Genomic DNA, 17,768 nt, shown 5'->3' with positions numbered 1-17,768 from the left:
AACGGTTAACCTCATTGGGGAGCGGATTGCTCCCCTTTTTTTATCTGCATTAAAGTGCAGTTTTTCTGCTGATTCCCTTGATTTTCTGCACTTTAATGCAGATTTCTCATGTGCTTGTCTGGCTAAGTTGCACTATATTGCAGATCAGTCTGTTTACAGCTGATAGAGGCCGCCATGTATCCGTTGACCCTCCAGCTCTACGCCCAAGGCAAATGGCAGGACGCCATGACCTTGAACTTTGCCGAGCCTGAAAATGGCTTTCTAGGCGCTTGCCAGTTCGGCTATATCTCGGCTTACGTGGGGGGCAATCTGGATGCTTACGAAAGCACGTTCGAAAAGGCTGTCAGCGTCAGGCTACCGGTCGATTTCGATCCCCAACGGTCGAGCAAGGCGCCGGCCTTTCTATATGACATCGCCCCCTCCGGAGCTGCCAAGCGTTTCCTGCTCAAGTACATGGGACGGGAAAAACCGGAGGGGGTAGCCGACGATATCTTCCTGCTTGCCCGCAGCACACCGGCGCCGATCGGCAATCTGCGGATCAAGGAGTCGATGGACACCCTGGACACCTCGGCCCCCATGGGATTCAGCTTCGAGGATGTCGTCAGCCGCGATCAACGCTTCCTTGAATACGCCTACGAGCAAGGCGCAGCCATCGGCGGTGCGACTGGGGCTGGCGGTGAAGCGCCCAAGCTGCTGTTGACCGAAGCGGGAGACGGGCAACTCTATCCCGACGCAGTCTTGACGGATGACCGGGCTACCCGCCACTGGTTCGTGAAGTTCGCTCGCAATCAGGCACTGGGTAACGACCAGACGATCCTGCGGGCCGAGTATCTGTACTACAAAGCGCTGGAAATCCTCGGCATCGACACGGTTGCCAGTGCTGAGCTGGCGCTGAAAGAGGGCGATAAACCGAGCCTGTGGATGAAGCGCTTCGACCGACGAATCGGTGCTGCGGGTGTCGAGCGACTGGCAGTGGAATCGGTGTATTCACTGGCTGGCGTGACTGAACCGGGCAGCCGCATGGATCACCTGGAGGTTATCCAGGCACTCGCCGGGCTGTGGATAAATGCCGGGCAGAAGGATCAGGTGCCAGACCTGGTGGCGGAATACCTGCGACGTGACCTGATCAACAAGATCCTCGGCAACTCCGACAACCATGGCCGCAACACCGCGATCATTCGCAGTGACGAGCAACTGCGGCTGGCGCCGATCTATGACCTGGCACCTATGGTCATGGACGCGGAGGGCATCACCCGTACGACCAAATGGGCTTCACCCGTGGAGCGTGGGGGAGAGGTCGACTGGCGAGCGGCTTGTAACCTGCTGGAGCCGTTGATGGACCCGCAGCAGGCATTTGAGCGTTTGCGCCAGGATGCTCGCGGTCTGCTGGCGCTGCCGGACCTGTTGGCGGATTCAGGCTTGCCGGATGCGGTCATGAACCACCCGGCCATCGCTTTGAAGAACCTTGAACAACGTATGAAGGACTGGGGATTGCTATGACGCTTTCGATCGAGATCCGTGCCTTGCTGATCGAAGGTGTCTTGCAGGGAATCGCCGATGGTTCGATGGAACTGGGGGCCGCGGTGCGCAAGTTACGGGTTGAAGTGGCGAAGCTGCAACAGACCCAGTTTGCGCGGATGTGCAAGATTTCCGTTCGCACCCTGATCCAGATTGAGCAGGGCGAGGGTAATCCGACGCTCAATTCGTTGAATGCGGTGTTCCGGCCGTTCGGGTTGCAGATGGGCGTTTTGCGGCGGCCTGACAGATTGAGGTGATCTTGAGATCTTCGCTGGCAAGCCAGCTCCCACAGGTACGGTGCATGCAGTCCCTGTGGGAGCTGGCTTGTCGGACCGCCGCACCGCAGCGATGCAGGCGGCGCGGTTACCGCTCGAAGCCCTTGCCGAAATACCCTTCCAACCGCGCCTGCACCAACTCCAGCGCCACCGACAGCAGCCAGTAGATCAGCGCCGCCGTAGTCAGCATTTCCAGGTAGCGATAGCTCGAACGCCCATACGACTGGGCGAGGAACATCACTTCCCACACCCCCATCACCGAAATCAGCGACGAGTCCTTGAGCATCGATATGAACTGGTTGGCGCCCGGCGGGATGATGGTGCGCATGGCCTGGGGCAGGGTGATGTGCCAGAAGATGGTCGCCGGCTTCATGCCCAGCGCCAGGGCCGCCTGGCGCTGGCCTGGGGCGACGCCGAGGATGCCGGCGCGAAAGATTTCGCTGAGGTAGGCGCCGTAGTTCAGCGACAGGGCGATGATCCCGGCGCTGATTGCCCCCGGCACCAGGCCGATCTGCGGCAGGCCAAGGTAGATCAACAGGATCTGGATCAGCAGCGGCGTACCGCGGAAGAACGAGGTGTAGAAGCTGGCCACACCCAGCAGCACCGCGCTCTTCGACAGGCGCGCCAGCGCTGCGGCAAAGCCCAGCGCCACCGAGCAGACCATCGAGCACAGGCAGAGGAACAGGGTCAGCGCCGCGCCCTGGAGGAAGCCATTGGGGCCCAGTTTGAAGCCGGCCAGGTTGGGAAACTTCTCGACGATGATCGAAAACTTCAGATCAAAACTCAGGAAGAAGCCGACGAAGATCGCCAGCAGCACCAGCCAGGTCAGGTAGAGCCGCGTCCGGAAGCCCGGTAGCGGCAGGCCCGCGCCGGTGGCGGCGGGCTTTGGCGAGGGTTCGTGAGCACTCATTTACTGATGTCGGCGCCGATCCATTTGTTCGACAGCTTCGCCAGGGTGCCGTCGGCCTTGAGCTGGGCGAAGACCTCGCGGACCTTGGCATCCCATTCGGCGTCGCCTTTTTCGATGGCCACCGAGTTCGGCTCTTCGTACAGCGGCGCGCCGGCCAGCTTGAAGCGCTGGTCCTGATCGAGGCGCGGCTGGGCGGTAACCAGGTTGGTGAGGATGGCATCCAGGCGCTTGCCGGCGCCCAGGCCGAGGTCCTGGAAGGCGACGTTGTCGGTGTCGTACGGGGCGATCTGCACGGCCTCGAACGGGTAGTCGATCTTCTGGTCCTCGGCGCCCTCGATCACCAGGTTCTTGTTCAGGTAGCTCTCGTAGCTGGAGGCGCTGGTCAGGCCGACCTTGAGGCCGTTCAGGTCCTTGGCCGAGTGGATGCGATCATCCTTGGCGTTGACCACGATGACCGCTGGCGAAGCGTAGTACTCCACCGGGAAGTCGAAGACCTCGGCGCGGGCCTTGCTCGGGGTCATCGAGCAGATGCAGATGTCGTAGCGACCGCTCCAGCGGCCGGCGGCGATCACGTCCCAGGACGGCGTTTCCAGGCGCAACTTGACGCCCAGCTTGTCGGCCACGGCCTTGGCTACGTCGACGTCGAAACCATCCAGTTGGTTCTGCTCGTTGAGGAAGGAGAACGGTGGATAACTTTCCATCAACACGTTGACCAGTTCCTTGCGCGATTCCACACGGTCCAGGGTGGCGCCGGCGAAGGCTTGGGTAGCGGCGGTCAGGGCCAGCAGGCCCGCGCCCAACAGGGAGGAAAGTTGCATGGGAATCACCGGAAAAAGTTGTAAGACAAAACGTGACAGGTATTAAATAGTTATAAGTAATAAGGCACTAATACGTTTTATTTATATTTATAGAAGCGAGTGTTATATGGGCGAAAAGTCGTTGGTCATTCTCGATGGCGGCATGGGACGGGAGCTGGCGCGCCGTGGTGCGCCATTCCGTCAGCCGGAGTGGTCGGCGCTCGCGTTGAGCGAGGCGCCGGAGGCGGTGGTGGCAGTGCATCGCGCGTATATCGAGGCGGGTGCGCAGGTGATCACCAGCAACAGCTATGCGGTGGTGCCTTTCCATATTGGTGAAGAGCGTTTCAAGGCCGAAGGCCGCGCCCTGGCCAGCACCGCCGGGCAACTGGCCCGTGCCGCAGCGGATGCCGGCCCGCAGCAGGTCCGGGTCGCCGGGTCGCTGCCGCCGCTGTTCGGCTCCTATCGCCCGGACCTCTATCAGCCCGAGCGCGTTGCCGAAGTGCTGACCCCGCTGGTGGAAGGTCTTTCCGAGCATGTCGATCTGTGGCTGGCGGAAACCCAGAGTGCCATCGCTGAAGTCCGGGCGATTCGCGCCGGTCTGCCGCAGGACGGCAAGCCGTTCTGGGTGTCGTTCACCTTGCAGGACGAGGATGTGGATAACGTGCCGCGCCTGCGTTCCGGCGAACCGGTCAGCGAAGCGGCCGAAGCCGTTGCGGCGCTGGGCGTGCAGACCTTGCTGTTCAATTGCAGCCAGCCGGAAGTGATTGGCGACGCCATCGATGCAGCCTTGGCGACCTTCCAGCGCCTGGCTGTGGATATCTCTGTCGGCGCCTATGCCAACGCCTTCCCGCCGCAGCCGAAGGACGCCACTGCCAACGATGGCCTGGACGAACTGCGCGAAGACCTGGATCCGCCGGGTTACCTGCACTGGACGCAGAACTGGCGCCAACGCGGCGCCAGTCTGCTGGGTGGTTGCTGTGGTATCGGGCCGGAGCATATCGAGCTTCTGGCCAAGCAACTGAAGTAAGTCTTCCTCATTGTGGGAGCTGGCTTGTCGGGGCGCCGAACCGCAGCGATAGCGGTAGTGAACTCACCGACCTCATCGCTGGCAAGCCAGCTCCCACAGGGGCCGCGCCGCTCTTGTGGACCTTGTTGGTCCTAAATACTAGACGCGGCACTCCTCCAGCGTCCTGAGCTGACCCTCGGGCCGCTGGTTCTCCTCGCTCAACCAACGCTCGAAGCCAGCCGCAATCGCCGGCCACTCATCATCGGTAATCGAGTACCAGGCGGTATCGCGGTTCTGGTCCTTGACCACCATATGCTTGCGGAACACCCCCTCGTAGCTGAAGCCGAACCGCTCCGCGGCCCGCTTGGAGCGCGCGTTGGCGTTGTTGCACTTCCACTCCAGGCGGCGGTTGCCCAGCTCGAACGACAGCTTGCCCAGCAGATACACCGCCTCGGTGCCCTTGGGCGTGCGCTGCATGGCCGCGCCGAAGGCGATATGTCCGACCTCGATGCGGCCCTGGGCCGGGACGATGGACATCAGGCTGAGAATCCCCTGGACCTGCCCGCTGGCCAAGTCGATCACGCTGTAGAACAGTGGATCACGGCTGGCGGCATTGCCTTCCAGCCATTGATCGAAGGGCGCACGTTCGGTGAACGGGCCGTAAGGCAGGTAATCCCACAGCGCGGCGTCGGCGTCGCGACCTTGCAGGACTTCCCAGAGATCGTCGCCATGCTGGCGCGGATCGAGTTTTTCCAGGCGAATGAAGCGGCCGGTCAACGGCTCGGCCTGGGGTTCCCTGGCAGGATGCCAGTTCAGATTGCTGCTCATCGATGCACCTCGGCTCAAGGAATCTGTTTGCGGAACTGGATGAAGCCTGGACGCTCGGCGACCTGCTCGTACAGGGAAATCGCGGTGGCGTTGGTTTCGTGGGTCAGCCAGTGGACCTTGACGCAGCCGGCCTCGGCCGCCACGGCGTAGACATGTTCGATCAGCTTGCGGCCAATGCCCAGTCCGCGCTGCTGGCCGTCGACGTAGAGGTCCTGCAGGTAGCAGGAGTTTTCCACAGACCAGTTGGAACGATGGTAGATCCAATGGACCATGCCCACCGCCTCGCCATCGACCCAGGCCAGGGCGGCATTGGTTGGCTCGGCCGGATCGAGGAAACGCTGCCAGGTCACCTCGCTGACCGCGTCGGCCAGCGAGGTTTGGTAGAAGCGCAGGTAGGCCTGCCACAGCGGGTACCAGGCATCGTGGCTGGCGGCGGTAACCGGGAGGATCTGAACGTTGGACATGTGAAGCGTTCCTTCAGGGTTGCTGCATCAGCGCAGCGAGGTGGTTGTCCAGCGGGTCGGCACTGGCGGCCAGGCCGCTGCGCACGCCTTCGTGGTCGATGGCCGAGCGGTTCTGGCTCAGCTTGCGGTTGCATTGCAGGCGCTCGATGGGAATCTCGAAGCCGACGATGGCCTTGAGCATGCCGTCCAGGTAGTCCGCCGGAGCGTCATCCACCGACCAGGGACGCTCGCGACCCTGCTCATGGCGGTCGCTCAGGCGGCGGACGATGTCCAGCAGCGGCCCGGCGCTGTGGATAACTTTCGGCACGCCCCAGGCATGCACGGCAACGTAGTTCCAGGTCGGCACGGTGCGCGGGTCGTCGGCCTTGCTCGGGTAGAAGCCGGGGCTGACATAGGCGTCGGCGCCTGGGAACACCAGCAGTACTTCGGCGCCGCTCTCCAGCTCGCGCCATTGCTTGTTGCCCCGTGCCATATGGCCGTACAGCGTGCCCTTGGCGCCGGCGTGCGGATCGAGCAGCAGGGGGACGTGGGTCGCCTGCAAGCCCTGCTCACCCTGGCTGATCAATACGGCCAGTCGGGTATTGGCGATGTGCTCGTGGAGAAACGGCAGGTCGTCGACCTTGAAGGCGCTGGGTGTGTACATGGAGAATTTTTCCTTGGCGAATGGCCTCATCCTAGGCAGGCTATTGGCTCAGTGTAAGAGCCATTTCAGGCCAATTTTCTGGGTCCAATCGCCATGGTCGAGCCTTCCGTTTCCCTGCCTTTCGATCCCTCCGGTATCGTCCTCGACCGCCGCCAGGGCCTGACCCGCCAGCTTTACCAGGCCCTGCGGACGCGGGTGCTGGATGGCCGCCTCGGTAGCGGCACGCGCCTGCCGGCCAGCCGCGACATGGCGGCGATCCTCGGGTTGTCGCGCAACAGTGTGGTGCGCGCCTACGACCAGCTCTACGCCGAGGGCTTCATCGAAAGCCGGGTGGGCGACGGGACCTATGTCAGCCAGCTGCCGAAACTATCCACAAAAGTATCCACAGGGTTATCCGGGGGTTTATCAACAGGCTTATCCACATTTTCGTCAGAAAATACTGGCAATTCATCCAGTAAAGTTATCCACACCGGTCCGCTTTTTCGTCTGGAAAACCACCATTTGCCTACGCCAAGAACCGGTCCACCCCGGGCATTTCGCGTCGGTGTACCGGCCTTCGATCTGTTCCCGTTCGAGGTCTGGGCCAAGCTGCAGGCGGGTTTCTGGCGAAATCCGCAGGCGGCGATGCTCGGTTATGGCGATCCGGCTGGCGAACCGCTGCTGCGGGAACTGATTGCCGCCTATTTGCGACGTTCGCGGGGGCTTTCCTGCACGCCTGAGCAAATTGTGATCACCACCGGCGCACAGCAGGCCATCAGCCTTTGTGCACAGTTGCTGCTGGAGCCTGGGGTGGGCGTGGCTGTGGAAAACCCCGGGTATCGCGCGGCCGGTTGTGCCTTTGGTGTGACCGGGGCGACGGTGCATGGCGTGGCGGTGGATAACGACGGACTGGATTGTGCGGCGCTGGCGGCTTTGCCGGATTGCCGCATGGCCTATGTCACGCCGTCGCACCAGTACCCTACCGGCGTGGTGATGAGCCTGGCCCGGCGCCTGGAGCTGCTGGCCTGGGCCGAACGCAATGATGGCTGGATCGTCGAAGACGACTACGACAGCGAGTACCGCTACAGCGGCGCGCCCCTGGCGCCTTTGGCCGCGCTGGATCGCAACGGCCGGGTGTTGTACGTCGGTACCTTCAGCAAAGTGGCATTCCCGGCATTGCGCCTGGGTTACCTGGTCTTGCCCCGGCAGCTGGTGGAACCGTTCTCCCGCGGGCGGGCGCTGATGGTGCGGCACTCGGAAGTAGGCACCCAGACGGTAATGGCGCAATTCATGGCCCAGGGGCATTTCCAGCGGCATATCCGCCGTATGCGCCGCGCGGCACTGAGCCGGCGCAATGCGTTGATGGCGGGCTGGCCTGTGGATATTCCCGGGGTCGGCAGCTTGCCGGAGATGGTCGCCGGGCTGCATGTCAAAGTGGATGTGGATAACTTTGCGCGGGAGCGCTGGCTGGTGGAGAAGGCTCTGGAAGTGGGGGTAGAGCTGAACGGCTTGGGGGATTACTGGTTGCCGGATACGCCCGCGGCTGTGGATAAGAAGGCGGGGCTGGTGCTGGGGTTTGCGGCGGTGGGGGAGGCGGGGATTACCGAGGCTCTCGGCAAGTTGAAGAAGGCCTGGAAGGGTTGAATTCTCTGCTGTTCTTTAGGGCCCTATCGCTGGCAAGCCAGCTCCCACAGAGATTGCGGAACCTGTGGGAGCGGGTTTACCCGCGATGAGGCCATCAGCAACAACGAAGATTCAGGTCCCCTCCTTGATCTTGGTCCAGGCCCGGGTCCGCGCCCTTTCCGCATCCCGGCCCAGAGGCTGCAAGGTATACAGCTTGGTCATCGCCTCCGCCGTCGGGTACAGGTTGGGGTTGTTGCGGATCGCCGGGGCGACCAGGTCGGTGGCGTCCTTGTTCGGGTTGGGGTAGCCGACGAAGTCGCTGATCGGCGCAATCACCTTGGGCTGCAGAAGGTAGTTGATGAAGGCATGGGCGTCCTCCGGGTTCGCCGCGCCTTTCGGAATCGCCAGCATGTCGAACCAGATCGGCGCGCCCTCCTTGGGCAGGCGCATGTCCACCACCACGCCGTTCTTCGCTTCGAGCGCACGGTTGGCCGCCTGCGAGAAGCTGCCGGAATAGCCCACCGCCACGCAGATATCGCCGTTGGCGATGTCGGCCATGTACTTGGAGGAGTGGAAGTAGGTGATGTGCGGACGGATCTTCAGCATCAGCTCTTCGGCTTTCTTGTAGTCCGCCGGCTTGCTGCTGTTCGGCGGCAGGCCGAGGTACTGCAGGGCCAGCGGCATGATCTCCGACGGCGAATCGAGCAGCGCCACGCCGCACTGCTTGAGCTTGGCGATGTTCTCTTCCTTGAAGATCAGGTCCCAACTGTCCACCGGCGCGTTGTCGCCCAGCGCCGCCTTGACCTTGGCCGGGTTGAAGCCGATCAGCACGGTGCCGTACATGTACGGCACGGCGAACTTGTTGCCCGGGTCGTTGGCTTCGATCAGTTTCATCAGCGCCGGGTCGAGGTGCTGCCAGTTCGGCAGCTTGCTGCGGTCCAGCGGCTGGAACACCCCGGCCTCGATCTGCTTGGCGAGGAACACGTTGGATGGCACCACCACGTCATAGCCGGAGTTGCCGGTGAGCAGCTTGGCCTCAAGCGCCTCGTTGGTGTCGAAGATGTCGTAGACCAGCTTGACCTGGCCGTCCTTCTGGAAATCGGTGAGGGTTTGCGGGGTGATGTAGTCGAACCAGTTGTAGACCCGCAGGGTACGCTGCTCGGCGACGGCCTGGAGGCTGCCGGCAAGCAGGGTGGTACACAGCAGGGGGGCGAGCAGGCGCTTGAGTGTTGTCATGCTTGGGCTTCCTGTTGGACGCGTTCGAAACCTTCGAGAACGTTGACGGCGTTGATGCCGATTTCTTCCACCGCGTAGCCGCCTTCCATCACGAACAGGGTCGGCTTGCCCAGGCGTGCGATGCGCTCGCCCATGGCCAGGTAGTCGGGGCTGTCGAGCTTGAACTGGGAGATCGGATCGTCCTTGAAGGTGTCCACGCCGAGGGACACGATCACTACGTCCGGGGCGTAGGCGTCGATCCGCGCGCAGGCCTGTTCCAGGGCGGCGTTCCAGGTGGCCCAGTCGCTGCCGGCGGGCAACGGGTAATTGACGTTGTAGCCCTCGCCATCGCCTTCGCCGTGCTCGTCGGCATAGCCGAGGAAGAACGGGAACTCCGCCTGCGGGTCGCCGTGGATCGAAGCGAACAGCACGTCGCTGCGGGTGTAGAAGATTTCCTGGGTGCCGTTGCCGTGGTGGTAGTCGACATCGAGGATGGCCACGCGCTGGTGGCCCTGGTCGAGGAAGGCCTGGGCGGCGATGGCGGCGTTGTTCAGGTAGCAGTAGCCGCCCATCACGTCGCTGGCGGCGTGGTGTCCCGGCGGGCGGCACAGGGCGAAGGCGCTATGGGCGCCGGCCTGGATCGCGGCCTGGCCGGTCAGGGCGACCTGCGCCGCGCTATAGGCGGCCTGCCAGGTGCCGGCGGTGATCGGCGCGCCGGCATCGAAGCTGTAGTAACCCAGCTCGCCCAGCAGGCTGGTAGGTTTGACCTGGCGCAGGGTGCGGGCCGGCCAGGTGAACGGCAGCAGGTCGCCGTCGCGCTCCAGTTCGGCCCAGCGCGCCCAGGCGCCTTCGAAGAAATTCAAGTAGTCGTCGCTGTGGACCCGGCGCAGCGGCTCGCGGCCGAAGTCGGTGGGGCCGCTGATGGGGCCGATATTGCGGGCCTTGACCCGATCGAGGACGTGGTCGGCGCGGGACGGCATCTCGAAGCAGGGCTTGAGCTGCCCGTCGATCAGCTCGCAGCGGCCGTGATGCAGGCGGTGGTCATCGGAATAGATCGTCAGCATTTGTTGTTCTCCGGAGCACTGGCGTTTTTTCCCGGATGTTGCGGGGCATTGCGATCTGGCTGAACGGCACAAATGGCCAAAAGGGGATCGATATGGCCAAGGGTGGTGTCCTCAATCGCTGCGGTGCGGCGGTCCGACAAGCCAGCTCCCACAGGGATTGCGTGCACCGTGGCCCTTGTGGGAGCTGGCTTGCCAGCGATGAGGCCCGTTCAGACTCTGAAATGGCTCGGGGCGACCCCACTCCAGCGCATGAACGCATGCCTGAAACTTGCGGTTTCACTGAACCCCAGCACTTCGGCGATCCGGTAGATCGGCATCTGCCCTTCACCGAGCAACTGCTTGGCCCGCTCGAAGCGTAGCTCGTCCAGCAGTTGCTGGTAGCTGCTGCCCATTTCGCCCAGGTGCCGACGCAGGGTGCGCGACGAGCAGTTCATCTGCCGCGCCAGCCCCTCCAGCCCGGGCGGTGCTGCGAGTTGATCGGCGAGTAGCTGGCGAATCCGCCCCAGCCACGCCTGACGCCCGGTGAACTCCAGGTTCAGTTGCCGACAACGTTCGGCCATGGTCCCGTGGGTCACCTGGTCCGCCAGCGGCAATGGCTGCTCCAGCCAGGCGCGGTCAAAGGCGAAGGCGTTGTCCTCGGCCTCGAACTGCAGCGGGCAGGTGAAGGTTTCCGTGTATTGCTGACGGTAATCCGGCTCGCCATGGGCGAAACGTGCGCCGAGCAGCGGCAATGGCCGCCCTAGAAGGTCGTCGCAGATCACCTTGAGCGAGACCAGGCAGAATTCGGCATTGAACGCCGCCAGTGCCGGTTCTTCGCGATAGTCGCTGGCGCTGAACCAGATGCGCTGGCCATCCTCGATCAGGCGCAGGCGGAAAAGTGTTCCCAGCAGCGCGGGGTAGCGCAGCGCCAGGTGCAGGGCGTCACCCAAAGTGGCACTGGAGAGCAGGGCATAGCCGAGCATGCCGTAGGACGACACGTGCATGCGCCGTCCCAGTTCCAGGCCGATATCCCGGCGTCGGGCCACGGCGTTGGCGCAGACCAGCATCTCCTGGCGGGTGGTGATGCGCGAATCGGCGCGGTCAAGGTCGGCCGCGCTGATGCCGCTGCCCTGGAGCAGGGCCTCGTCGCGGAAGGTCTGCAGGACCAGGGACACCGCGTGCAGCGTGGTCAGGTGCGAATGCAGCATGCTCGGTTACCGGGCTGAAGGACGGTGCGGAAAACGAGCAAATTGCATGCCTTCAGGCCAGTTCCAGTCCAACCAGGCGGCGTACCTCATCGACCGCCAGGCCGCTGCCGAGCAGCCACTGCAATTTGCCCAAGGCTGCTTCGCGGGTCATGCCGCCACCGGACACCACGCCCGCTCGGCGCAAGCGGCTGCCGGCCTCGTAGATATCGAACTCGACGCCGCCCTCATGGCATTGGGTGATCGCCACCACCACCAGGTCGAGGGAGCGGGCCTGTTTGAGGCTGTGGATAAAGTCCGGATTGTCGCTCGGGCCGGTGCCACTGCCGAAGCATTCGAGGATCAGGCCCCGGGTGCCGCTGCGGACAACTGCGCGCAGGAAGTCCGCGGAAATGCCCGGGACCAGCGGCAGCACGGCGATATCCACAGGCTGCTGCGGTTGCCGATAGTCCAGCGCGGCGGGCAGGGGAGAGGTGTTTTCCGGCAGGGCATTGCGCGTCAGGGCGATGAAGGGATTGCGGCCAGAACTGCGCACCTTGGCAGTGCGCCGGGGCGGCAGCAATTCGCCATGGAAGTACAGCTGTACCCCGGCCGGCTGGCCGACGGTCAGCGCTTGCAGGGCGCCGCTCAGGTTTTCCCAGGCGTCGCTGTGTTCCGCGCCCGCCGGCAGCATCGAGCCGGTGAACAGTACCGGTGCGTCCAATCCGAGCAGCTGGAAGCTCATGGCCGCCGCACTGTAGGCCAGGGTATCGGTGCCATGCAGCACCAGCACCGCATCGCAGCCGGCGTCCACGGCTTCGATGATTGCCGCGCGCAGGCTCAGCCAGTACGCCGGGGTCATGTTGGCGCTGTCGATCAGCGGGGTCATTTCACGGAAGCGCCACGGCGCCAGGTCGGTGCGTGTGGATAACTCCGCGCGCATGCGCTGCTCGAAGCCGGAAGCGGGGGTCAGGCCGTCGGCACTGGCCTGCATGCCGATGGTGCCACCGGTGTACAGCACCATGATGCTGCGGGCGGGGCGGGGGGACGCCGGATTCATGCGCCATTCTCCATGGTCGATCTTGTTCGTAGCCGGGCACACTACGACATCCGCTGGCGGTCTGTCAGGCCTGGCGCCGAATGGCGCGCATAAAAAAAGGGCCCGGGGTGTAAGCCCTGGGCCCTCAAAGGTGAGAGGTGTCTAGTCCCTCGACCTGGTGAGACGGGTGTTGCGTGGGGTTACGCCTTCAGCGGAACCAGACGCGGAGCAATCATGTTTTCCGGACGCAGGATGTCGTTGAGCATCGCTTCGTCCAGCAGCTGTTCTTCACGCACCAGTTCCAGTACGCCGCGGCCGGTTTCCAGGGCAACGCGGGCGATACGGGTGGCGTTTTCGTAGCCGATGTACGGGTTCAGGGCGGTGACCAGGCCGATCGAGTGTTCGACCAGTTCACGGCAGCGCTGTTCGTTGGCGGTGATGCCGACGATGCAGTGCTCGCGCAGCATGTCCATGGCGCGTTGCAGCAGGCGGATGGAGTCGAAGATCTTGTAGGCGATCAGCGGTTCCATGACGTTCAGCTGCAGCTGGCCACCTTCGGCGGCGACGGTCAGGGCCAGGTCGTTGCCCATGATGGCGAAGGCCACCTGGTTGACGGCTTCCGGAATTACCGGGTTGACCTTGCCTGGCATGATCGAGCTGCCTGGCTGGCGTGCCGGCAGGTTGATCTCGTTGATGCCGGTGCGCGGGCCGCTGGACAGCAGGCGCAGGTCGTTGCAGATCTTCGACAGCTTGACCGCGGTACGCTTGAGCATGCCGGAGAACAGGACGAAGGCGCCCATGTCCGAGGTAGCTTCGATCAGGTCGGCAGCCGGTACCAGCGGCTGGCCGCTGATGGTGGCCAGGCGCTGAACGGCCAGGGCCTGGTAGCCCGGGTCGGCGTTGATGCCGGTACCGATGGCGGTACCGCCCAGGTTCACTTCGGTCAGTACTTCCGGAGCCAGGGTGCGCAGGCGGTTCAGGTCTTCGGTCAGGGTGGTGGCGAAGGCGCGGAATTCCTGGCCCAGGGTCATCGGTACCGCGTCCTGCAGCTGGGTACGGCCCATCTTCAGTACGTGGTTGAATTCTTCACCCTTGGCCGCGAAGGCCTGGATCAGGCTGTCGAGGCTGGCCAGCAGCGCGTCGTGACCCAGCAGCAGACCCAGGCGGATCGCGGTCGGGTAGGCGTCGTTGGTCGACTGCGCCATGTTCACGTCGTTGTTCGGGTGCAGGTATTTGTACTCGCCCTTCTGGTGGCCCATGGCCTCCAGCGCGATGTTGGCGATGACTTCGTTGGCGTTCATGTTGGTAGAAGTACCAGCACCGCCCTGGATCATGTCCACCACGAACTGCTCGTGGTAGTCGCCACGGATCAGGCGGGCGCAGGCCTCGCTGATGGCGGCATGTTTGGCATCGCTCAGGTGACCCAGCTCACGGTTGGCGTCGGCAGCGGCCTGCTTGACCATGGCCAGGGCCACGACCAGCTTCGGGTAGTGCGACAGCGGAACACCGGAGAGGTGGAAGTTGTTGGCAGCGCGCAGGGTCTGGATGCCGTAGTAGGCATCAGCAGGGACTTCCAGGGTACCAAGCAGGTCTTTTTCGACGCGGAACGATGCAGCAGCGGACATGATGAGTATCATCTCGAATTAACCCGGCACATGCCGGAATGGCGCCAATCCTAGGGGCGCAAGCCCTTTGGCGGCCAATGCTGTTGCACGCTAACCTATGCACAAACGGCATAACGCCCCATGTGACGTTTTGCATTGATCGAGCGTGTTCCATTTTGGTGCATGCTTTCGGAGAGATTTTCATGAACCTTGAAAGCAAGTGGCTGGAAGACTTCAGTGCGCTGGCCGCGACCCGCAGCTTTTCCCAGGCCGCCGAGCGCCGTTTCGTCACCCAGCCGGCCTTCAGCCGGCGCATTCGCAGCCTTGAGGCGGCACTGGGGCTGACCCTGGTCAACCGCTCGCGGACCCCTATCGAACTCACCGCTGCCGGGCAATTGTTTCTGGTTACGGCCCGTACCGTTGTCGACCAATTGAGCGAAGTTCTCCGCCATTTGCATCATCTTGAGGGCGGGCAGGGAGAAGTCATCCAGGTTGCCGCAGCGCACTCCCTGGCCTTGGGATTCTTCCCGCGCTGGATCGCCCAGTTGCGCAACGACGGCCTGAATATCGCCACGCGGCTGGTGGCGACCAACGTCGGCGATGCCGTGCATGCCCTGCGCGAAGGCGGCTGCGACCTGATGCTGGCCTTCTACGATCCGGATGCCGCGTTGCAGATGGATGCGGAGATCTTCCCTTCCTTGCATATGGGCCACACCGAAATGCTCCCGGTGTGTGCCGCAGGTCCCGATGGCAAGCCGTTGTTCGACCTGGAAGGCGAGGGCAGCGTGCCGCTGCTGGCCTACAGTGCCGGTGCGTTCCTTGGGCGTTCGGTGAACCTGCTGCTGCGTCAGCGCAATCTGCGCTTTACCACGGTGTACGAGACCGCCATGGCCGATAGCCTGAAGAGCATGGCCCTGGAAGGCCTGGGGATCGCCTGGGTGCCGCGGCTTTCGGCGCGGGCCGAGCTGGAGCGGGGCGAGTTGGTGATCTGCGGCGGCCCCCAGTGGCATGTGCCACTGGAGATCCGCCTCTATCGGTGTGCCTTGGTGCGCAAGGCCAATGTGCGCCTGCTCTGGCGCAAGCTGGAGTCGGGCATGCAGGAGCCGGCACCGCTCAGTTCCCCGCTCGCCTGAGGTAGCGGGCGATGTTGGCGCGGTTTTCCTCGGAGTAGCGATAGCAGTTCGAGCGCACGTTCAGGCGGGTCGGGAACATGTAGGTTTCGCAGAACCAGCCATTGAAATTGACTTCGGACGCTTCGTGGGTCGCGCTCAGGGTGTGGCCCAGTTCGTGGCCGGGGGTGGCGTAGGAGTAGATCGACGCGATCGCCGCATGCCCGGTCTGGTGGGCCAGGCCCAGGGTCTCGCCGGAGGTGTCCAGTTGCTGGCGGGTCAGCAGCAGGTACTTGTTGTCGATGATGCCGCCGGGTGCGTTCTGTTGCCGGCGCCAGGTCCAGGCGGCGTCGGACCAGGCGGCCAGGGTCTTGGAGGGATCGTCGCGGCGATAATCGAGGTCGGTGAGCCCCGGGATGTTGCGCTGAAAGCGGATATGCACGGGCAGATCGATGATCTCGCGCATCTCTATCAGCCAGAAATCGAAGTAGTCCAGTTGCAGTTGTTCGTTGGAGATGTCGGCCAGTTCGTCGTGGGGGAATATCCAGACGGTCAGGCCGCTGGCGGCATTGACGAAGGCGGCGTGGTAGAGCGCGGCAATGGCCAGGGGCAGGGTGGTGCGGAGTCGTTTGCGCATAAGGTCTTCCTTGACGTTCGGCTGCGGATTGCGCCCTGACAGTAGTCCCCAAGGCACGCGGCAAAGCATCTGGAAGCCTCTCAGTGGGCCATCCCCCGACCTTACCAACGGGGCTGGGCGCATTTACCTTGACTGCGCTATAATCCCGCGCCTTCGGCCGGTCAGGCCGATTCAGAATCCGTATGACGAGCCACGCAGGTCCCCTGCGTGGCTCGTTGCTTTTGGCGCGTCACAAGACGCTTGCAGGAGAGGCTCGACGATGAGTGCACTGGTTGGCGTGATCATGGGCTCCAAGTCCGATTGGTCCACCCTTAGCCACACCGCCGATATGCTGGAAAAACTCGGCATTCCCTACGAAGTGAAGGTGGTTTCCGCCCACCGCACACCGGACTTGCTGTTCCAGTACGCCGAAGAGGCGGAAGGCCGCGGGATCGAGGTGATCATCGCCGGAGCCGGTGGCGCTGCCCACCTGCCGGGCATGTGCGCCGCCAAGACCCACCTGCCGGTACTGGGCGTGCCGGTGCAGTCGTCGATGCTGTCCGGTGTCGACTCGCTGCTGTCCATCGTGCAGATGCCTGCCGGTATCCCGGTGGCGACCCTGGCCATCGGCAAGGCCGGCGCGATCAACGCCGCGCTGCTGTCGGCGAGCATCCTCGGCGCCAAGCATCCGCAGTTCCACACTGTGCTGAAGCAGTTCCGCGCAGAGCAGACAGACAGCGTTCTGGACAATCCAGACCCGCGCCAGGCCTGAGGTCGCAGCCATGAAGATCGGTGTAATCGGTGGCGGCCAGCTCGGCCGCATGCTGGCCCTGGCGGGCACTCCGCTGGGCATGAACTTCGCCTTCCTCGACCCTGCGCCAGACGCCTGCGCCGCCCCGCTGGGCGAGCACCTGCGGGCCGACTACGGCGACCAGGACCACCTGCGCCAACTGGCCGACGAAGTCGACCTGGTGACCTTCGAGTTCGAAAGCGTGCCGGCGGAAACCGTCGCCTTCCTGTCGCAGTTCGTCCCGGTCTACCCGAGCGCCGAAGCCCTGCGCATCGCCCGTGATCGCTGGTTCGAAAAGAGCATGTTCAAGGACCTGGGCATCCCCACCCCGGCCTTTGCCGACATCCAGTCGCAAGCCGACCTGGACGCCGCCGTGGCCAGCATCGGCCTGCCGGCCGTGCTGAAGACCCGCACCCTGGGTTACGACGGCAAGGGCCAGAAGGTCCTGCGCAGCGCTGCCGATGTGGTCGACACCTTCGCCGAGCTGGGCAGCGTGCCATGCCTGCTGGAAGGCTTCGTGCCCTTCACCGGCGAAGTCTCGCTGGTCGCCGTGCGTGCCCGCGATGGTGAAACCCGTTTCTACCCGCTGGTGCACAACACCCACGAGAGCGGCATCCTGCGCCTGTCGGTGGCCAGCAGCGATCACCCGCTGCAGGCCCTGGCCGAGGACTATGCCGGCCGCGTGCTGGAGAAGCTGGATTACGTTGGCGTGCTGGCCTTCGAGTTCTTCGAAGTCGATGGCGGCCTGAAGGCCAACGAGATCGCCCCGCGAGTGCATAACTCGGGGCACTGGACCATCGAAGGCGCCGAGTGCAGCCAGTTCGAGAACCACCTGCGTGCCGTGGCCGGCCTGCCGCTGGGTTCGACCGCCAAGGTCGGCGAAAGCGCCATGCTCAACTTCATCGGCGAAGTGCCGGCGGTGGACAAGGTCGTCGCCATCGATGACTGCCACCTGCACCACTACGGCAAGGCCTTCAAGATCGGTCGCAAGGTTGGCCACGCCACCCTGCGTTGCGCCGACGCGGCCACGCTGGAGCAGAAGATCCAGCAGGTCGAAGCCCTGATCGCGGGTTGAACCTCTCTCCCCCGGCAACCCTCTGATGGCAGGACACCGAAGCGCTGACT

General features: G+C 63.7%; 18 protein-coding genes. 7 read left to right on the top strand and 11 right to left on the bottom strand.

Features of this window, described 5'->3' with window-relative positions:
• Positions 1-174: 174 nt before the first annotated feature.
• Together ACODSK_RS01035 and ACODSK_RS01030 are read left to right on the top strand one after the other, a co-directional pair.
• Positions 175-1,500 (top strand): type II toxin-antitoxin system HipA family toxin, encoded by a 1,326-nt coding sequence (locus ACODSK_RS01035; RefSeq protein ID WP_489013173.1) that lies wholly within the window; start codon positions 175-177, stop codon positions 1,498-1,500.
• Positions 1,497-1,775 (top strand): helix-turn-helix domain-containing protein, encoded by a 279-nt coding sequence (locus ACODSK_RS01030; protein ID WP_489013171.1) that lies wholly within the window; start codon positions 1,497-1,499, stop codon positions 1,773-1,775. The genes ACODSK_RS01035 and ACODSK_RS01030 overlap by 4 nt, the downstream gene beginning before the upstream one ends.
• Positions 1,776-1,881: 106 nt before the next feature.
• Here the strand turns inward: ACODSK_RS01030 and ACODSK_RS01025 are convergent, their stop codons facing one another.
• Both ACODSK_RS01025 and ACODSK_RS01020 read right to left on the bottom strand, forming a co-directional pair.
• Positions 1,882-2,703: an amino acid ABC transporter permease gene (locus ACODSK_RS01025; RefSeq protein ID WP_489013169.1), complete on the bottom strand. Its 822-nt coding sequence runs from the start codon at positions 2,701-2,703 to the stop codon at positions 1,882-1,884.
• On the bottom strand, positions 2,700-3,521 hold the full coding sequence (locus ACODSK_RS01020; RefSeq protein WP_489013168.1) for an ABC transporter substrate-binding protein: 822 nt from the start codon (positions 3,519-3,521) through the stop codon (positions 2,700-2,702). The genes ACODSK_RS01025 and ACODSK_RS01020 overlap by 4 nt, the downstream gene beginning before the upstream one ends.
• A gap of 106 nt (positions 3,522-3,627) precedes the next feature.
• On the opposite strand from ACODSK_RS01020, the gene ACODSK_RS01015 reads away from it, so the two are divergent.
• Complete coding sequence (locus ACODSK_RS01015) at positions 3,628-4,527, top strand: homocysteine S-methyltransferase family protein (protein WP_489013166.1); 900 nt, start codon at positions 3,628-3,630, stop codon at positions 4,525-4,527.
• 138 nt (positions 4,528-4,665) lie between these two features.
• On the opposite strand, the gene ACODSK_RS01010 is transcribed toward ACODSK_RS01015, so the two are convergent.
• From ACODSK_RS01010 to ACODSK_RS01000, 3 genes are read right to left on the bottom strand one after another with little or no spacing between them, the layout of a single operon-like run.
• Complete coding sequence (locus ACODSK_RS01010; protein WP_489013164.1) at positions 4,666-5,334, bottom strand: GNAT family N-acetyltransferase; 669 nt, start codon at positions 5,332-5,334, stop codon at positions 4,666-4,668.
• A 14-nt stretch (positions 5,335-5,348) separates the two neighbouring features.
• Positions 5,349-5,798: a GNAT family N-acetyltransferase gene (locus ACODSK_RS01005; protein WP_489013163.1), complete on the bottom strand. Its 450-nt coding sequence runs from the start codon at positions 5,796-5,798 to the stop codon at positions 5,349-5,351.
• A gap of 13 nt (positions 5,799-5,811) precedes the next feature.
• A complete protein-coding gene (locus tag ACODSK_RS01000; RefSeq protein WP_489013161.1) occupies positions 5,812-6,441 on the bottom strand; it encodes an FMN-binding negative transcriptional regulator in 630 nt (209 codons plus the stop codon).
• Between the two features lie 93 nt (positions 6,442-6,534).
• Here ACODSK_RS01000 and pdxR point away from each other — a divergent pair, with 93 nt between their 5' ends.
• The gene (gene pdxR, locus ACODSK_RS00995; protein ID WP_489013159.1) at positions 6,535-8,064 is read left to right on the top strand and encodes a MocR-like pyridoxine biosynthesis transcription factor PdxR; all 1,530 of its coding nucleotides are present in this window, start codon (positions 6,535-6,537) and stop codon (positions 8,062-8,064) included.
• Between the two features lie 111 nt (positions 8,065-8,175).
• Here the strand turns inward: pdxR and ACODSK_RS00990 are convergent, their stop codons facing one another.
• The 5 genes from ACODSK_RS00990 to aspA form a co-directional block, all read right to left on the bottom strand.
• Positions 8,176-9,279 carry a polyamine ABC transporter substrate-binding protein gene (locus ACODSK_RS00990; protein ID WP_489013157.1) on the bottom strand — a complete coding sequence of 368 codons (1,104 nt, stop codon included), beginning with the start codon at positions 9,277-9,279 and terminating at the stop codon, positions 8,176-8,178.
• Positions 9,276-10,322, bottom strand: coding sequence for a histone deacetylase family protein (locus tag ACODSK_RS00985; protein ID WP_489013156.1), 1,047 nt, complete (start codon positions 10,320-10,322; stop codon positions 9,276-9,278). Before ACODSK_RS00985 ends, ACODSK_RS00990 begins: the two co-directional genes overlap by 4 nt.
• A gap of 209 nt (positions 10,323-10,531) precedes the next feature.
• Entirely contained in the window at positions 10,532-11,509 is a 978-nt protein-coding gene (locus tag ACODSK_RS00980) for an AraC family transcriptional regulator (protein WP_489013154.1), read from the bottom strand.
• A gap of 52 nt (positions 11,510-11,561) precedes the next feature.
• On the bottom strand, positions 11,562-12,545 hold the full coding sequence (locus ACODSK_RS00975) for an asparaginase (protein ID WP_489013152.1): 984 nt from the start codon (positions 12,543-12,545) through the stop codon (positions 11,562-11,564).
• A gap of 179 nt (positions 12,546-12,724) precedes the next feature.
• Positions 12,725-14,149 carry an aspartate ammonia-lyase gene (gene aspA / locus ACODSK_RS00970; protein WP_489013151.1) on the bottom strand — a complete coding sequence of 475 codons (1,425 nt, stop codon included), beginning with the start codon at positions 14,147-14,149 and terminating at the stop codon, positions 12,725-12,727.
• A 182-nt stretch (positions 14,150-14,331) separates the two neighbouring features.
• On the opposite strand from aspA, the gene ACODSK_RS00965 reads away from it, so the two are divergent.
• A complete protein-coding gene (locus tag ACODSK_RS00965) occupies positions 14,332-15,261 on the top strand; it encodes a LysR substrate-binding domain-containing protein (protein WP_489013149.1) in 930 nt (309 codons plus the stop codon).
• On the opposite strand, the gene ACODSK_RS00960 is transcribed toward ACODSK_RS00965, so the two are convergent.
• Complete coding sequence (locus tag ACODSK_RS00960) at positions 15,242-15,874, bottom strand: zinc metalloprotease (protein WP_489013147.1); 633 nt, start codon at positions 15,872-15,874, stop codon at positions 15,242-15,244. The genes ACODSK_RS00965 and ACODSK_RS00960 overlap by 20 nt on opposite strands.
• A 259-nt stretch (positions 15,875-16,133) precedes the next feature.
• Here ACODSK_RS00960 and purE point away from each other — a divergent pair, with 259 nt between their 5' ends.
• Positions 16,134-16,625: a 5-(carboxyamino)imidazole ribonucleotide mutase gene (gene purE / locus ACODSK_RS00955; RefSeq protein WP_009402441.1), complete on the top strand. Its 492-nt coding sequence runs from the start codon at positions 16,134-16,136 to the stop codon at positions 16,623-16,625.
• Between the two features lie 10 nt (positions 16,626-16,635).
• On the top strand, positions 16,636-17,718 hold the full coding sequence (locus tag ACODSK_RS00950) for a 5-(carboxyamino)imidazole ribonucleotide synthase (protein WP_489013146.1): 1,083 nt from the start codon (positions 16,636-16,638) through the stop codon (positions 17,716-17,718).
• The last annotated feature ends 50 nt before the right edge of the window (positions 17,719-17,768 follow it).

The organism is Pseudomonas sp. FG98 (genome assembly GCF_057808595.1).
The sequence above is the reverse complement of the archived record's forward strand: the minus strand, read 5'-3'. Positions and strand labels throughout refer to the sequence as shown.

Excerpts from the sequence above, each read along its gene's own strand:
- ACODSK_RS01020 (WP_489013168.1), bottom strand. The coding sequence starts at position 3,521 with ATGCAACTTTCCTCCCTGTTGGGCGCGGGCCTGCTGGCCCTGACCGCC.
- ACODSK_RS00965 (WP_489013149.1), top strand. The coding sequence starts at position 14,332 with ATGAACCTTGAAAGCAAGTGGCTGGAAGACTTCAGTGCGCTGGCCGCG.
- ACODSK_RS00975 (WP_489013152.1), bottom strand. The coding sequence starts at position 12,545 with ATGAATCCGGCGTCCCCCCGCCCCGCCCGCAGCATCATGGTGCTGTAC.
- ACODSK_RS00950 (WP_489013146.1), top strand. The coding sequence starts at position 16,636 with ATGAAGATCGGTGTAATCGGTGGCGGCCAGCTCGGCCGCATGCTGGCC.
- ACODSK_RS01015 (WP_489013166.1), top strand. The coding sequence starts at position 3,628 with ATGGGCGAAAAGTCGTTGGTCATTCTCGATGGCGGCATGGGACGGGAG.
- ACODSK_RS00960 (WP_489013147.1), bottom strand. The coding sequence starts at position 15,874 with ATGCGCAAACGACTCCGCACCACCCTGCCCCTGGCCATTGCCGCGCTC.
- purE (WP_009402441.1), top strand. The coding sequence starts at position 16,134 with ATGAGTGCACTGGTTGGCGTGATCATGGGCTCCAAGTCCGATTGGTCC.
- ACODSK_RS00985 (WP_489013156.1), bottom strand. The coding sequence starts at position 10,322 with ATGCTGACGATCTATTCCGATGACCACCGCCTGCATCACGGCCGCTGC.
- ACODSK_RS00980 (WP_489013154.1), bottom strand. The coding sequence starts at position 11,509 with ATGCTGCATTCGCACCTGACCACGCTGCACGCGGTGTCCCTGGTCCTG.
- aspA (WP_489013151.1), bottom strand. The coding sequence starts at position 14,149 with ATGTCCGCTGCTGCATCGTTCCGCGTCGAAAAAGACCTGCTTGGTACC.
- pdxR (WP_489013159.1), top strand. The coding sequence starts at position 6,535 with ATGGTCGAGCCTTCCGTTTCCCTGCCTTTCGATCCCTCCGGTATCGTC.
- ACODSK_RS01025 (WP_489013169.1), bottom strand. The coding sequence starts at position 2,703 with ATGAGTGCTCACGAACCCTCGCCAAAGCCCGCCGCCACCGGCGCGGGC.
- ACODSK_RS01035 (WP_489013173.1), top strand. The coding sequence starts at position 175 with ATGTATCCGTTGACCCTCCAGCTCTACGCCCAAGGCAAATGGCAGGAC.
- ACODSK_RS01000 (WP_489013161.1), bottom strand. The coding sequence starts at position 6,441 with ATGTACACACCCAGCGCCTTCAAGGTCGACGACCTGCCGTTTCTCCAC.
- ACODSK_RS00990 (WP_489013157.1), bottom strand. The coding sequence starts at position 9,279 with ATGACAACACTCAAGCGCCTGCTCGCCCCCCTGCTGTGTACCACCCTG.
- ACODSK_RS01005 (WP_489013163.1), bottom strand. The coding sequence starts at position 5,798 with ATGTCCAACGTTCAGATCCTCCCGGTTACCGCCGCCAGCCACGATGCC.
- ACODSK_RS01030 (WP_489013171.1), top strand. The coding sequence starts at position 1,497 with ATGACGCTTTCGATCGAGATCCGTGCCTTGCTGATCGAAGGTGTCTTG.
- ACODSK_RS01010 (WP_489013164.1), bottom strand. The coding sequence starts at position 5,334 with ATGAGCAGCAATCTGAACTGGCATCCTGCCAGGGAACCCCAGGCCGAG.